Source organism: Streptomyces sp. NPDC060209 (genome assembly GCF_042728155.1).
GTDB lineage: Bacteria > Actinomycetota > Actinomycetes > Streptomycetales > Streptomycetaceae > Streptomyces.
In genome coordinates this window covers 1-15,144 of the sequence record NZ_JBHWZS010000207.1, presented here as the reverse complement: position 1 = coordinate 15,144, position 15,144 = coordinate 1, and the positions used below count along the sequence as shown (strand labels likewise).

The 15,144-nt window shown below is 69.3% G+C and carries 11 protein-coding genes and 1 tRNA gene; 7 read left to right on the top strand and 5 right to left on the bottom strand.

The features are described from left to right. Positions 1-144: 144 nt before the first annotated feature. Entirely contained in the window at positions 145-1,215 is a 1,071-nt protein-coding gene (locus ACFWFI_RS30335) for an ankyrin repeat domain-containing protein (protein WP_387396297.1), read from the bottom strand. Between the two features lie 38 nt (positions 1,216-1,253). Continuing rightward, positions 1,254-2,165, bottom strand: a complete 912-nt coding sequence (locus ACFWFI_RS30330) for a hypothetical protein (protein ID WP_387396294.1) — start codon at positions 2,163-2,165, stop codon at positions 1,254-1,256. A 255-nt stretch (positions 2,166-2,420) separates the two neighbouring features. Here ACFWFI_RS30330 and ACFWFI_RS30325 point away from each other — a divergent pair, with 255 nt between their 5' ends. The 5 genes from ACFWFI_RS30325 (at position 2,421) to ACFWFI_RS30305 (ending at position 9,765) form a co-directional block, all read left to right on the top strand. Further along, positions 2,421-3,197, top strand: coding sequence for a S1 family peptidase (locus ACFWFI_RS30325; RefSeq protein WP_387396292.1), 777 nt, complete (start codon positions 2,421-2,423; stop codon positions 3,195-3,197). 159 nt (positions 3,198-3,356) lie between these two features. Further along, positions 3,357-3,680, top strand: a complete 324-nt coding sequence (locus ACFWFI_RS30320) for a chorismate mutase (RefSeq protein ID WP_387396289.1) — start codon at positions 3,357-3,359, stop codon at positions 3,678-3,680. A 376-nt stretch (positions 3,681-4,056) separates the two neighbouring features. Beyond that, the gene (gene pepN, locus ACFWFI_RS30315) at positions 4,057-6,609 is read left to right on the top strand and encodes an aminopeptidase N (protein ID WP_387396286.1); all 2,553 of its coding nucleotides are present in this window, start codon (positions 4,057-4,059) and stop codon (positions 6,607-6,609) included. Positions 6,610-6,934: 325 nt separating this feature from the next. Then, positions 6,935-8,335 carry a pyridoxal phosphate-dependent decarboxylase family protein gene (locus ACFWFI_RS30310; RefSeq protein ID WP_387396284.1) on the top strand — a complete coding sequence of 467 codons (1,401 nt, stop codon included), beginning with the start codon at positions 6,935-6,937 and terminating at the stop codon, positions 8,333-8,335. Then, positions 8,332-9,765, top strand: coding sequence for a lysine N(6)-hydroxylase/L-ornithine N(5)-oxygenase family protein (locus tag ACFWFI_RS30305; RefSeq protein WP_387396281.1), 1,434 nt, complete (start codon positions 8,332-8,334; stop codon positions 9,763-9,765). The genes ACFWFI_RS30310 and ACFWFI_RS30305 overlap by 4 nt, the downstream gene beginning before the upstream one ends. 118 nt (positions 9,766-9,883) lie before the next feature. Here the strand turns inward: ACFWFI_RS30305 and ACFWFI_RS30300 are convergent, their stop codons facing one another. Further along, positions 9,884-11,695: a bifunctional metallophosphatase/5'-nucleotidase gene (locus ACFWFI_RS30300; protein WP_387396279.1), complete on the bottom strand. Its 1,812-nt coding sequence runs from the start codon at positions 11,693-11,695 to the stop codon at positions 9,884-9,886. Between the two features lie 268 nt (positions 11,696-11,963). Here ACFWFI_RS30300 and pyk point away from each other — a divergent pair, with 268 nt between their 5' ends. Beyond that, positions 11,964-13,397: a pyruvate kinase gene (gene pyk / locus ACFWFI_RS30295; protein ID WP_387396276.1), complete on the top strand. Its 1,434-nt coding sequence runs from the start codon at positions 11,964-11,966 to the stop codon at positions 13,395-13,397. Between the two features lie 6 nt (positions 13,398-13,403). Here pyk and ACFWFI_RS30290 read toward each other — a convergent pair whose 3' ends face one another. Further along, positions 13,404-14,180 carry a helix-turn-helix domain-containing protein gene (locus tag ACFWFI_RS30290; protein ID WP_387396273.1) on the bottom strand — a complete coding sequence of 259 codons (777 nt, stop codon included), beginning with the start codon at positions 14,178-14,180 and terminating at the stop codon, positions 13,404-13,406. Positions 14,181-14,289: 109 nt separating this feature from the next. After that, a tRNA-Leu gene (locus tag ACFWFI_RS30285) sits at positions 14,290-14,364 on the bottom strand. Between the two features lie 98 nt (positions 14,365-14,462). Here ACFWFI_RS30285 and ACFWFI_RS30280 point away from each other — a divergent pair. Further along, positions 14,463-15,119, top strand: coding sequence for an ANTAR domain-containing response regulator (locus ACFWFI_RS30280; protein ID WP_147962923.1), 657 nt, complete (start codon positions 14,463-14,465; stop codon positions 15,117-15,119). Positions 15,120-15,144 lie beyond the last annotated feature (25 nt).

Sequence of the window (15,144 nt, the reverse complement as noted above, 5' to 3'; positions counted from 1 at the left end):
CGTCGTATCTCTCCCGCAGGCGTCCCGCGCCCGCTCTCTCCCGCAGGCGTCCCGCGCCCGCTCTCTCCCGCAGGCGTCCCGCGCCCGCTCTCTCCCGCAGGCGTCCCGCGCCCGCTCTCACCCGCAGGCGTCCCGCGCCCGCTCTCACTCCCCGGGTGTGTCCTCGTACCCGGCGAGCGCCCGCTCCGCCGCCCCGGCCGGCACCGGGTCCGCGGCCCGGGCCAGCTCCCGCAGCAGCGGAACGGCCCGTTCGGCGAACGGCCTGCCGCCGGTACCGAATCCGAGCCGCGCCAGCACATCCACTCCGAACGTCTGCCGCAGCGGATCCTCGCCCGCCGTCCAGGCGGCCGCCGCCTGGAACGTCTCCTCGTCGCCTCGCAGCCACAGCGTCCCGACCGCCACCAGCCAGTTGTCCAGCCCGGGGTCCCCGCCCCGCAGCGCCCGGACGGCCAGCTCCTCGAACGGTGCCCGCAGGCCCAGCTCGTTCTCCAGGAGCGTCGCGATCGCCCCGTGGCCCGTCTGCAGGTCCTGGCCCGCGAACGGCTCCCCGTCCCGCAGCAGTTCGACCGAGACGGTCACCCCGCCGTCCACCGGCGCGCGGCGCACCGCGATCTCGTGGTCCCCGTCCCCGTACAAGCGCCGCAGCGCGTCACGCAGCTCCTGCTCGACGTCCAGAGCGAGCATGCGCCTGGCCTCCTCCAGCGCGGGGGACAGGCCGCCCGCGCCGTGCCGGAGCAGGGTCCGCACGGTGTGCACCGAGCCCCGCCGGGCCGCCACCACCAGCGGGGCCTCGCCCTGCGGGCCGGGCAGATCCGGGTCCGCGCCGTGGGCGAGGAGGATCTCCGCGACGCGCGCATGGCCGAGGCCCGCCGCCCAGCGCAGCGCGGTGAAGCCGAACTCCTCGCTGAGATCGGGCTCGGCCCCGGCGGACAGCAGCGCCCCGACGACCTCCGCATGGCCACCGCACGCCGCACCGCACAGCGGCTGATCGCCCGCCTCCGGGCCGCTCGCCCGGTTCGGGTCCGCGCCCGCGGCCAGGAGCAGCCGGACCGCGCCGGGCAGGTCCTGCACGGCGGCCAGATACAGCGCGGTCGTCCCCTCCTCGTCGCTCGACTCGGCGGACGCGCCCGCACGGAGCGCCTGTACGACGGCGTTCTCGTCGTCGTACAGCGCCTCGAAGAGGCTCCTCGCGCCCCCGGCCGGACCATTTGTCATACACCGACCCTACGACCACCCCGGCAGGGGACGGTTTGTCAGGTGTCGCACTCCAGGACCGTCCGGCACAGCCCGCACCTGGCCCGGGTCCGGCCCCGGACCGGGACCCGGACGCGCTGGTGGCAGGTGGGACAGGAGAAGGAGACCCGCAGCCCGTCCGCTCCGCCCTCGAAGGCGTACGGAACGGACGGGTCGGGGGCGGTGCCCGGGTGGTCCCCGGCGTAACGGCGGTCCTTCGCGTAACGGCGCCTGCCCGCCCACCCCGCGGCCGTCAGCGGCGGCCGCTGCAGGTCGCGCATGGCCTCGGCCCGGCCCTTGGTGTACGCCGTGTAGGCCTGAGGGCTGGTGAACCACACGGACGGGTCCTCACCGAAGGCCAGCGCGCGCTTGGCGAGTACGTACCCGAACTCCTCGGGCGTGAGATAGCCGAGCTTCTGGCTGGAGACGGCGTCCTGACGGAAGGCGTCCAGCAGGAGCCAGCCCGCGCCGAGGTAGGCAGTCACCGTGTCCGTGAGGATCTCGTTGTCGCGGGTGCCGGGGAGCTCCAGTCCCAGCCGGTGCAGCAGCACATGGGTGATCTCGTGCGCCAGCGCGGCCCCGATGTCCCTGCGGTGCGTACGGAAACGGTCGTTGAGCTCGATGAAGTACTCGGGACCGGCGGTGAGTTCGACGCTCGCGGCATGTTGCATCCGCCGGAAGCCGACGACGATACGGGCCTGCGGCAGCCGCAGGTGCTGGACCAGTGCGCCGGCCACCCGCTGGGCGCCGAGATACAGATCGTCCACGTCGGAGAAGGCGGCGTCGGCCGGGGCGAGGCTCGTGGCGTAGGCGAGCACACCGTCGGGGGAGACCCGACGGTAGAGCGCGGTGATCGCGGACCGGACCGCGTCGAGATGCGGGAACCCATGGACGACCGGACCGCCGCCGCTGCCGTTACTGCCGTCGCTCACGACCGAACCCCCATCAATGGCGCTCAACGGACCTTCACTCTAGGCCGGTCCGAGAGAAACCGGCCGATCGGTGGACAGCGATCTTGGCCGGAAACCCTGCCTTGTGACAGCGGTGATCGCTTCCCGATAATCGGATCGTTCTTGTCGAGGGCATGCCGAGAATTGGTCGGCGTGCGCCCCTGACCAGGACACGCACGCCCGCACGCCTGCAGCAACACCCCCACCCGGACCCCCCACACGAAAGCAGGCCAGCCCGTGAAGCAGCTTCTGCGCACCCTCAAGAGATGCTCCGTCATAGCCGCCGTGGCCCTCGCCACCCTCAGCCTCCAGCCCTCGAACGCCTCCGCCGCCCCCGCACCCGTCGTCGGCGGCACCCGCGCCGCCCAGGGCGAATTCCCCTTCATGGTCCGGCTCTCCATGGGCTGCGGCGGCGCCCTCTACAGCCAGACCATCGTGCTCACCGCCGCCCACTGCGTCAGCGGATCCGGCAACAACACCTCCATCACCGCCACCGCCGGAGTCGTCGACCTCCAGTCCTCCTCCGCCGTCAAGGTCCGCTCCACCAAGGTCCTCCAGGCACCCGGCTACAACGGCGTCGGCAAGGACTGGGCGCTGATCAAGCTCGCCCAGCCCATCAACCAGCCCACCCTGAAGATCGCCACCACCACCGCCTACGACAGCGGCACCTTCACCGTCGCCGGCTGGGGCGCCGCAACCGAGGGCGGCGGGCAGCAGCGCTACCTCCTCAAGGCCAACGTCCCCTTCGTCTCCGACGCCACCTGCCAGCAGGCCTACGGCAGCGACCTCGTACCGAGCCAGGAGATCTGCGCCGGATACGTCAGCACCGGCGGCGTGGACACCTGCCAGGGAGACTCCGGCGGCCCCATGTTCCGCAAGGACAACGCCGGAGCCTGGACCCAGGTAGGCATCGTCAGCTGGGGCGAAGGCTGCGCACAGCCCGGCTACCCCGGCGTGTACACCCAGGTGTCGACCTTCGCCTCCGCCATAGCCTCGGCCGCCTCGACCCTCTGATCCGGCTCACCCGCCGCACTCCCGGGGGCACCCGTCCTGACGGGCGCCCCCGGACCCGGCCCCACGGACGGCTCCCCCGTGCGGAGGACAGGGGCAGGACGACCGTCCGGCACCCCGCCGTCGGTCACCCCACGACCGGTGCGTCTAAGCTCGCTGACCATGACCACGAGCGACATCGACGAGTACGTCACCGCCGAACTGAACCGGCTGCGCGAGAGCATCGACAACATCGATGCCGCAGTCGTCCACATGCTCGCCGAGCGTTTCAAGGCCACCCAGCAGGTGGGCCACCTCAAGGCCGAGCACCACCTGCCGCCCGCCGACCCCGCCCGCGAGGCCCGCCAGATCGCCCGGCTGCGGCAGCTCGCCGAGAGCGCCAGGCTGGACCCCGCCTTCGCCGAGAAGCTGCTGAACTTCATCGTGGCCGAGGTCATCCGCCACCACGAGCGCATCGCCGAGGAATCCGCGGGCCCCGACGCCTGACACCACCGCCGGCCGCACGCGCACCCAGGCACGCACAGCCCGCCCGCGTGTTTCCGGCCTTGCGGGCCGGGCCGCACGGCACCCCGTTCACCCGGGGCCCGCACGCCGCGGCACCGCGTTCACCCGGGGCCCCCACGCCGCGGCACCCCGTTCACCCGGGGCCCCCACGCCGCGGCACCGCGTTCACCCGGGGCCCCCACGCCGCGGCACCCCGTTCACCCGGGGCCCCCACGCCGCCCCGGGCCCGCACGTCCCTGTCCCGTGCACCCCCGGCCCGCACGAGACGCTGCGCAGCTCCGGAAGGCCCCGCCGCCCGCCGTCAGCCCTGCGAGAACCCCACTGCACAGCCCCGGACCCGTACGGCAGCATGGGCGCCATGTCCGTACTGACGCGCAACGAAGCGCAGACCCGCGCCCAGCTCCTCGACGTACACCGGTACACGGTCGACCTCGACCTCACCACGGGTGAGGAGACCTTCGGCTCCCGGAGCGCCATCCGGTTCACCGCCCACACGGCCGGAGACACCTTCGTCGAGATCAAGCCGGAAACCCTGCGCTCCCTGAGCCTCGACGGACAACCCCTGGACCCCGAACGCCTCGACGGGAACCGCTACCCCCTGGACCGCCTCACCGCCGGTCCCCACGAACTCACCGTCGACGCCACCATGCGCTACTCCCGCACCGGCGAAGGCATGCACCGCTTCACCGACCCCGCCGACGGCGAAACCTACGTCTACACCCAGCTCTTCATGGAGGACGTCCAGCGCGTCTTCGCCGCCTTCGACCAGCCCGACCTCAAATCCGTGTTCGACCTCACCGTCACGGCACCCGCCGGCTGGACCGTCCTCGGCAACGGCACCACCACCCAGACCACCGAAGGCCGCTGGACCATCGCCCCCACCCCACCCATCTCCACCTACCTCGTCGCCGTCGCCGCGGGCCCCTGGCACTCCGTCACCACCACCCACGCCGGGCTCCCCTTCGGCATCCACTGCCGACGCTCCCTCGCCCCCCACCTCGACAGCGACGCCGACGAGATCCTCGACATCACCCGGGCCTGCTACGACCGCTACCACGAGAAGTTCGACGAGCCCTACCCCTTCGACTCCTACGACCAGGCCTTCGTCCCCGAATTCAACGCCGGCGCCATGGAGAACCCCGGACTCGTCACCTTCCGCGACGAATTCATCTACCGCTCCGCCGTCACCGACACCGAACGCCAGACCCGCGCCATGGTCATCGCCCACGAAATGGCCCACATGTGGTTCGGCGACCTCGTCACCCTCACCTGGTGGGACGACATCTGGCTCAACGAGTCCTTCGCCGAATACATGGGCTACCAGACCCTCACCGAAGCCACCCGCTTCACCGACACCTGGACCGACTTCGGCGTCGCCCGCAAGGGCTGGGGCTACGACGCCGACCAACGCCCCACCACCCACCCCGTCGCCCCCGACCCCGACGCAGTGCCCGACACCGCCTCCGCCCTCCTCAACTTCGACGGCATCTCCTACGCCAAGGGCGCCTCCGCACTCCGCCAACTCGTCGCCTGGCTCGGCGAAAAGGACTTCCTCGCCGGAATCAACACCCACTTCGCCCGGCACAAATTCGCCAACGCCACCCTCGCCGACTTCATCGACAACCTCGCAGGCGCCACCGACCGCGACGTCCACACCTGGGCCGACGCCTGGCTCCGCACCACCGGCATCGACACCCTCACCGCCCAGGCCGAAAACACCGGCCACAGCTGGAACCTCACCGTCGACCGCGCCGGAAGCCGCCCCCACCGCATCACCGTCGGCACCTACGACCACAGCCTCGACACCCAGACCGGCACCGACCAGCTCACCCTGCGGGACCGCTTCGAACTCGACATCCCCCAGAACGGCACACCCACCACCCAGCCCGGCCGCCGCCCCGACCTCGTCGTCCTCAACGACAACGACCTCACCTACGCCAAGATCCGCCTCGACCACGACTCCTGGAACACCGCACTCACCCACCTCTCCGGCATCCCCGACCCCCTCACCCGCGCCCTCATCTGGAACACCGCCCGCGACATGGTCCGCGACGGCGAACTCCACCCCACCGTCCACCTCACCGCGGCCCGCACCCACCTCCCCTACGAAACCGACCTCGCCCTCGTCCACGGCGTCCTCGGCTTCGCCGCCACCCAGATCGCCGACCGCTACCTCGCACCCCAGGACCGGCCCACCGCTCTGGCCACCCTCACCTCCCTCTGCCGCGACCTCCTGCGCCGCACCGAAGGACTCACCGCCAAGGACTGGGAACAGAGCCCCGACACCGCCACCCCCGGCAGCCCCGACCCCGGCCTCCGCCTCACCGCCGTACGCCACTTCATCGACGCCGCCACCCAGCCCGACGCCATCCAGGACTGGCTCCGCGAAGGAACCGTCCCCGGCGGACCCGAACTCGACCCCGAACTCCGCTGGCGCATCCTCACCCGCCTCGCCGTCCTCGGCGCCACCGACGAGACCGCCATCGCCCGCGAACTCGACAAGGACCCCAGCGCCACCGGCCAGGAAGGCGCCGCCCGCTGCCGAGCCGCCCTCCCCACCACCGAAGCCAAAGCAGCCGCCTGGCAGGCGATGTTCACCGACGACACCCTGTCCAACTACCTCTTCACCGCCACCGCCCAAGGCTTCTGGCAGCCCGAGCAGAGCGAACTCCTCCACCCCTACGTCGCCCGCTACTACCCGGACGCCATCGCACTCGCCGCACGCCGCGGCCCCGCCATCGCCGAAGCCGCCGGACGCCACGCCTTCCCCGCACACGCCGTCGACCCCGACAGCATCCACCTCGGCGACCAGGCCCTCGCCGACCCCGCGGTCACCCCCGCCCTGCGACGCAAACTCACCGACCAGCTCGACGACCTCCGCCGCGCCCTGGCCGTACGCAACGCCCAGTGACCCGGAGCGCCCCGCCGGACCCGTAAACAGCACCCACAGGCCCGGAGCACCCCGGCCGTACGCAACACCGACCGACCCCGGCGCACCAACCTGCCACCGTTCCCGGCGAACCGCCCACGCAACTGTGCCCGGCCCCTCACCGAAAGGGGCCGGGCACAGTCATGCGAACAACGAACGCTTATACCAGCCCCGCAGCCCCCGGCGCCGCCACACCGGGCCGCAGTACCCCTTTCGGGTTGAGATCGTTGGGCTCTTCGGCCGCCTCCTCCGCAATCCGGACAAGCTGGCAACACCGCCCCCGCGTACCCGAAGGACCACATCACCCATGCCCACCCCGCCCCTCGCCGGAGGCACCGCAGGCCCCGCCCACCTGCGCCCCCTCATCGACACCGTCCTCACCGCACTCCACGACGGTGCCACCCGCCGCAACGGCCCCCTCCCCGCCGGCGGCCCCGACACCGTCACACACCGCCTGCACCAAGCCACCGGCCCCCTCATCCCCGACCAGGGCACCGGCGCCCACCACGCCCTCCGCACCCTCGTCACCGCACTCGCCGAAGGCGCCGCCGACCCGGCACACCCCCACTGCGCCGCCCACCTCCACACCCCACCCCTCGCGCTCGCCGCAGCAGCCGACCTCGCCGCATCGGCCCTCAACCCCTCCATGGACTCCTGGGACCAGGCACCCGCCGCCTCCGCCCTCGAAACAGCCCTCACCACCGCACTCGCCGCCGAGATCTACCCCCACACCCCGAAACCCGACGCCCTCGTCACCACGGGCGGCACCGAAGCCAACCAGCTCGCACTCCTCCTCGCCCGCGAACGCCACGGCCCCGTACAAACCATCTGCGCCGCCAACGCCCACCACAGCATCACCCGCGCCGCCTGGCTCCTCGGCCTCCCCCGACCCGTCGTCATCCCCGCCCCCACAGGCGTCATGGACCTCGCCGCACTCCGCGACGCCCTCATCCGCAACGAAGGCCCCCTCCTCGTCGCCGCCACCGCAGGCACCACCGACACCGGCCAGATCGACCCCCTCACCGACATCGCCGACCTCACCACCACCCACGGCGCCGAACTCCACATCGACGCCGCATACGGCGGCCCCCTCCTCTTCAGCCCCACCCACCGCCACGCCCTCCGCAGCCTCCACCGCGCCCACAGCGTCACCCTCGACCTGCACAAACTCGGCTGGCAACCCGCATCAGCCGGCATCCTCGCCGTCCCCCACCACCACGACCTCGACGCCCTCCACCACCACGCCCCCTACCTCAACGCCGACGACGACACCGACGCGGGCATCCCCGACCTCCTCGGCCGCTCCCTGCGCACCACCCGCCGGCCCGACGCACTCAAGATCGCCGTCACCCTCCAGGCACTCGGCCGCGACGGACTCGCCGACCTCATCGACCGCACCATCACCGGCGCCCACCACCTCGCCGACCTCATCGACGAGAATCCCGCACTCGAGCTCTACGACCGCCCCACCATCAGCACCGTCCTCTTCCGCCCCACCCACGCCGACGACACCACCGTCGCCACCATCCGCCGCACCCTCCTCGACCGAGGACACGCCGTACTCGGCCGCGCCCGAACCGGCAACCGCCTCTGGCTCAAAGCCACCCTCCTCAACCCCCACACCACCCCCGACGACCTCCAACGCCTCCTCACTCTCGTCACCCACGCCCACACCGGCGCCACCAAGGAAGGCAGCACCCCCCGATGACCGACCGGACCACCCCCGAAGGCGACCGGACCCACGACCTCATCGGCATCGGCCTCGGCCCCTTCAACCTCTCCCTCGCCGCACTCGCCCACGGCCTCCCCACCACCCCCGGCAGCCACCCCCTCACCACCGCCTTCTACGAACAACGCCCCGCCTTCCACTGGCACCCCGGCCTCCTCATCGACGGCGCCACCCTCCAAGTCCCCTTCCTCGCCGACCTCACCACCCTCGCCGACCCCACCAGCCCCTGGACCTTCCTCAACTACCTCCGCGCCCGCGACCGCCTCTACCCCTTTTACTTCGCCGAGCAATTCCACATCCACCGCGCCGAATACGACGCCTACTGCCGCTGGGTCAGCGAACAACTCCCCACCATCCACTTCAACCACCAGGTCGACGCCGTCCGCTGGAACACCGACCGCTCCCACTTCGAAGTCGACTACACCCGACTCGACCCCGACGGCGAAGCCGAAGCACTCGGACGCACCCACACCCGCCACATCGCCCTCGGCGTCGGCACCGCACCCTTCATCCCCGAACCCCTACGCCCCCTGGCAGAAGCCCCCGGCGTCTCCGTCATCCACTCCGCCGACTACCTCCACCACCGCGAAGAACTCCTCCGGGCCGACCACATCACCGTCATCGGCTCCGGCCAGTCAGGCGCCGAGATCTTCCTCGACCTCCTCCGCGCCCGCCCCCGCGGCATCGAAAAGATCCACTGGCTCGCCCGCACCCAGGCCTTCGCACCCATGGAGTACTCAAAACTCGGCCTCGAACACTTCACCCCCGACTACACCCACTACTTCCACGCACTCCCCGAACACGTACGCGACACCCTCGTCCCCCAGCAATGGCAGCTCCACAAAGGCATCGACACCGACACCATCTCCGCCATCCACGACGAGCTCTACCGACGCACCCTCCACGGCGGCTGGCCCGACGCCACCCTCACCCCCGGCGTCAGCGTCCGCACCGCAGGCCGGCTCTCCGGCAGCGGCAACCGCATCGAACTCCACCTCGAACACACCCAACAAGCCACCCGAAGCCGCCTCACCACCGACGCCGTCGTCCTCGCCACCGGCTACCGGGAACGCCCCCTCGACACCCTCCTCACCGGCATCGCCCCCCACATCCGCCGCGACACCCAAGGACGCCCCCGCATCCACACCGACTTCCGCCTCGACCTCGACCCCGCCCTCACCGGCAACATCTACGTACAGAACGCCGAACGCCACACCCACGGAGTCGGCGCCCCCGACCTCGGACTCGCCGCCTGGCGCAGCGCCAGCATCCTCAACAACGTCACCGGCACCACCCCCTACCCCCTGCCGCAACGCACCGCCTTCACCACCTTCGGCCTCACCCCCCGCCCCGCCCCCGCCGTCCCCGGACAGGGCAGCTCACTCACCCCCCTCACCCAGGGCCACTGACAACACGAAGGCGGCCGCCCTCCCGCAGGAGAACGGCCGCCACACAACAACCGGCTGGAACACCGGCCGGCTGGAACACCGGCCGGCCAGAACACCGGCCGGCCAGAACACCGGCCGGCTAGAACACCGGCGCACCGTCCCGCGTCAGACGCCAGTCCACCGACGCGAACTCCGCCGGATCCACCGAGCCCTTCGCCTTCACCCACCCGATGATCGTGTTCCGGATCTCATCCGAATTCGCCCACAACTGCTTCGCACCCGGCACATGCGGGAAGTTACCCCCACCGCTCGCCCGATAGTTGTTCACCGCGAACACGAACTGCGCCGCCGGGTCCACCGCAGCGCCCTCGAACGACAACCCCACGATCCGCGAACCCACCGGCTTCGCGATATCGATGTCGTACGTCACACCCGACACCACGTCGTAGTTGTAATCCGGAATGTTCTCCGCATTCGTCAACTTCGACGTATCCACCGGCGCCCCCGCAGCCGTCTGCACGTAGTACTTCGCCGAATACTCCAGATAATCCTTCAGCTGCGCACCCGTCAGGAGCCGCGCCTCCAGCGTGTTCTCGAACGGATACAGCCCAGCCGCATCCTTGATCGTCACCTCACCCGCAGGAATCGCCGCCGTACGCGAGAAACACGCCGCCTGCGACAGCACCGGCAACGCCGCATACTCCCCACCGGCCAACGCGGTCCTCACCGTCTCCGCCTGCACCAGATTGATCAGATCGATGACCGGCTCGTCCTTCCACGGCGCATCCACCGTCGACATCGCCGCCACCGACGTACCGATCACCTGGTTCACATACGCCACGACCTTCGTGTGCTCGTCCCCGAGCATCGACGTGATCCGCGGGTCCTCCGGCACGGTGTTCGAGTTCAGCACCGAGGCGCCGACCTTCTCGACCACCCAGCGACCCTTCTCCCACACCAGATCGAAGTCGAACAGCGTCAGCCGCTGCCCCCACTTCAACGGCTCCGAAAGAACGACCTGCTTCCCCGTCTCCTTGTTCGTCACAAAATACTCAGGAATCTCCGAGTGCGCGTGACCCACCAGAATCGCGTCGATCCCCGGCACCTGCTCCGCCACCAGACCCGCCGCGTTCTCCACGTACGGCAACTGATCCCCGTACGACGACGTACCCGACGAACCCGAATGCGCCGAAACGACCACCACATCCGCACCCATCGAACGAAGCTTCGGCACCCACTTCGCCGCCTGCTCCTCAAGACCCGGGAACACCATCTTCCCGCCCACATTCGCCTTGTCCCAGATCGCGATACCAGGATTCGTCAACCCCAACACCGCCACCCGCACATCACGACCGAACGGGGTGCGCACCCGCTTGATCACATACGGAGCGAACGCCGGCCGCAACGTCTTCGCATCCAGCGCATTCGCACCCAGCAGCGGAAAATCACACTGCTCCTCGAACTTACGCAGCACCGGAATGCCGTAGTTGAACTCATGGTTGCCGAGAGCCGCAGCGTCATAACCGATCTTGTTCATCGCCTGCGCCATCGGATGCACCGGACCACGCTTCGCCGTGATCGGATCGATCTTCGCGTAGTAGTACGACAACTGGGTGCCCTGGATCGTGTCACCCGCATCGATCAGCAACGTGTTCCGGCGGCCCCGGTCCTCACGGATCTGATCCACCAGCGTCGAGATCTTCGCCAGACCGACGTCGTTGTGCGCCTTGTCGTCGAACTCCTTGTCCGTGAAGTAGTCCCAGTTGAAGACATTGCCGTGCAGGTCCGTCGTCCCCATCACCGTGAACGAGTACCGCTTCGGCGGACGCCCATGGCCACGCCCCTTCGACTCCGAGGCCGCCGCAGACCCCGCACCGACCCCTCCCGCCAGCGCCACACCCGCACCGGCGACAGCCGAACGGCCCAGAAACGTCCTACGGTTCAACGGCATCCTTGACTCCTCGTTCGAGCGAACAACGCGCGTAGATTCTGGCCCAGTCACCCCCACCCGCAACACCCCAACCAGGTTTCGATCTGATGACCGGCGACACCATCCGCACCCCCGCACGCACCCCACCACCCCGCCGGGCACCCCGCGAACGCTCATCGGAGCACCCCGCCGCACAATTCAACAGTTGGCAATAACCTTTTACCGAAAGGCCGTTGGACAGTCATGCAGAGACAATTACCTACCCACAGGTAAGGTCTAGGCTCGAACCATGCGCAGAGCAAAAATCGTTTGTACCCTGGGACCCGCAACCGACACATACGAGCAGATCAAGGCACTGGTCGAAGCGGGAATGGACATCGCCCGCCTCAACCTCAGCCACGGCACCTACGCCGAACACGAAGAGCGCTACCACCACGTACGCAAAGCATCCGAGGAAACCGGCCGCAGCGTAGGAATCCTCGCCGACCTTCAAGGCCCGAAGATCCGCCTCGGCCGCTTCGCCGAAGGCCCCGTACTCCTTGAACGCGGCGACGACTTCACCATCACCGTCGAACCCATGGAAGGCGACCGCACCACCTGCGGCACCACCTACGACGGCCTCGCCTCCGACGTCACCACCGGCGAACGCATCCTCATCGACGACGGCCGCGTCACCCTCGAAGTCACCGAAGTCGACGGACCCCGCGTCCACACCACCGTCATCGAAGGCGGCATGGTCTCCGACCACAAGGGACTCAACCTCCCCGGCGTCGCCGTCTCCGTCCCCGCCCTCTCCGAGAAAGACATCGAAGACCTCCGCTGGGCCCTGCGCACCGGCGCCGACGTCATCGCCCTCTCCTTCGTACGCACCGGACGCGACATCGACGACGTCCACCGCATCATGGACGAGGAGGACCGCCGCCTCCCCGTCATCGCCAAGGTCGAGAAGCCACAGGCCGTCGACAACATCGACGACATCGTCGCCGCCTTCGACGGCATCATGGTCGCCCGCGGCGACCTCGGCGTCGAAATGCCCCTGGAACAGGTCCCGATCGTCCAGAAGCGAGCCATCAAACTCGCCAAGCGCAATGCCAAGCCGGTCATCGTCGCCACCCAGATGCTCGAGTCGATGATCGACAACTCCCGCCCCACCCGGGCCGAGGCCTCCGACGTCGCCAACGCCGTCATCGACGGCACGGACGCGGTGATGCTCTCCGGCGAGACCAGCGTCGGCAAGTACCCCGTCGAGACCGTCCGCACCATGGCCCGCATCGTCGAGGCGGCCGAGGAGGACATCCTCGCCAAGGGCCTCCCGCCCCTCACCGACCGCAACAAGCCCCGCACCCAGGGCGGCGCGGTCGCCCGCGCGGCAGCCGAGATGGGCGACTTCCTCGGCGCGAAGTTCCTGGTGGCCTTCACCCAGAGCGGCGACACGGTCAAGCGCCTCTCCCGCTACCGCTCCCCGATCCCGCTCCTCGCCTTCACCCCGGACCAGGCCACCCGCGCGCAGCTGAACCTGACGTGGGGCGTCGAGACGTTCCTCGGCCCGCACGTGGACTCGACGGACGCGATGGTGGCGCAGGTGGACGAGGAGCTGCTGCGTATCGGGCGCTGCCAGAAGGGCGACATCGTGGTCATCACGGCGGGGTCCCCGCCCGGAGTGGCCGGCTCCACGAACCTGGTACGGGTGCACCACATCGGCGAGGACGACAGCCCGAAGTAACGGTCGTCAGTACTTCGGCCCGACGTGAGCGTCCATGAGCGCTACGGACGCCCGTCGGGCTACGGAGATGTTGAACGGATCGCTGCCACGGGCAAGGGTGGTCCACTCGACGCCCACGGCGGTGAGCGTGTCACTGAACAGCCTGCGGATGTCGTCGGACTTGTTGGTGAAGAAGTACCGGGGGTACTCGTAGCGCTTACGCTCCCCGCCGACGAGTCGACTGGTCCAGTTGATGACCCGGCAGCCGTCGGAGTGGATGAGGCCCCGGATGAATTCCCATGGGTGGGCGTCCACGATCTGCTGTTGCCATGCTTCGAGGGTGATCTTGCGCTGGTGCTTCTTTCCAGGCCCATGCTGAGGAAAGAAGCAGGGCCAGTGTTTGCTGAAGCTCGTGACGTACTGGCAGCCCTGACTCTGCACTCGGCAGACCTTGTTGACCGGTCGCGCGCGTTGTACAGCCTTGACACAGGCGTCGATGAGCCCCGGCCATGCGTCGGCGCACGCGATGCGCAGGGAGTAGACGCCCCGTTTGGCGGCACTGACGCAGCCGTCGCCGAGATAGAGGCCGAGCAGGTACGAGTATGCGGCGGGGTCGTCCGGGAGTCTCGGGGTGTCGCCGCACCGAGGACATTCGGCGCCCCGGTTGTGGCCGAGGGGCTCTATTCGTTTCAGCCAGGAACGGATTGCGGCTCGAGAGATTCCGGTCTGCTTGCTGACGGAATTCTGGCTGAAGCCCTGGGCTACCAGCGCCAAAGCGCGCTTGCGCGTATCGAGGTCGTACACAGTGGCGATCTTTGTTCGGTCGCACCGGCTGCGACTTGGGAAGCGCGGTTCTTCACACGTTCACGTGAAGTTTCGCCGTTCCGCTCAACCCTTGGAATCCAAGGAAAAGTGCCCCAGGTGGGATTCGAACCCACACTGTCCGCTGTTTGAGAGCGGCCTCTCTAACCAGTTGGAGTACTGGGGCCTTGGAAAGGAAGGACAACTCCTGCCCTGCGTAGTGTCACCATATCGTAGCTAGGTAGGCTCGTGGGAGCTGTACCTGCCCTGGAACAAGGAGCCCCCGTGACCACCCCCGAGTCGCCCCAGCCCGTAGACGCCGCCGACGACGACAAGTCGCACGTCCCGCCGCTGACGACCCGCGTCGTCATCGCCGAGGACGAGGCGCTCATCCGACTCGACCTCAAGGAGATGCTGGAGGAAGAGGGCTACTCGGTCGTCGGTGAGGCCGGGGATGGGCAGCAGGCCGTCGAGCTGGCGCGGGAGCACCGGCCGGACCTCGTCATCCTCGATGTGAAGATGCCGGTCCTCGACGGGATCTCCGCCGCCGAGAAGATCACCGAGGAGTCCATCGCCCCGGTCCTGATGCTGACGGCGTTCTCGCAGCGGGATCTGGTCGAGCGGGCCCGGGACGCCGGGGCGATGGCGTATCTGGTGAAGCCGTTCAGCAAGAGCGACGTGGTGCCGGCCATCGAGATGGCCGTGTCCCGGTTCGCGGAGCTGAAGGCGCTGGAGAACGAGATCGCGGATCTGTCGCAGCGGCTGGAGACCCGGAAGCTGGTGGACCGGGCGAAGAGCATTCTGCAGACGGATTACGGGCTCTCCGAGCCGGCGGCGTTCCGCTGGATCCAGAAGACGTCGATGGACCGTCGGATGTCGATGCAGCAGCTGGCGGAGGCCCTGATCGAGGACGCCGAGGAGAAGAAGAAGGCGGCCGAGTAGCCCCGTACGCGCATACGGAGAAGGG

What these genes read in the sequence shown, in the direction of transcription:
- ACFWFI_RS30335 (WP_387396297.1), bottom strand. Translation starts at nt 1,215, where the DNA reads ATGACAAATGGTCCGGCCGGGGGCGCGAGGAGCCTCTTCGAGGCGCTG.
- ACFWFI_RS30320 (WP_387396289.1), top strand. Translation starts at nt 3,357, where the DNA reads ATGACCACGAGCGACATCGACGAGTACGTCACCGCCGAACTGAACCGG.
- pepN (WP_387396286.1), top strand. Translation starts at nt 4,057, where the DNA reads ATGTCCGTACTGACGCGCAACGAAGCGCAGACCCGCGCCCAGCTCCTC.
- ACFWFI_RS30310 (WP_387396284.1), top strand. Translation starts at nt 6,935, where the DNA reads ATGCCCACCCCGCCCCTCGCCGGAGGCACCGCAGGCCCCGCCCACCTG.
- ACFWFI_RS30305 (WP_387396281.1), top strand. Translation starts at nt 8,332, where the DNA reads ATGACCGACCGGACCACCCCCGAAGGCGACCGGACCCACGACCTCATC.
- ACFWFI_RS30300 (WP_387396279.1), bottom strand. Translation starts at nt 11,695, where the DNA reads ATGCCGTTGAACCGTAGGACGTTTCTGGGCCGTTCGGCTGTCGCCGGT.
- pyk (WP_387396276.1), top strand. Translation starts at nt 11,964, where the DNA reads ATGCGCAGAGCAAAAATCGTTTGTACCCTGGGACCCGCAACCGACACA.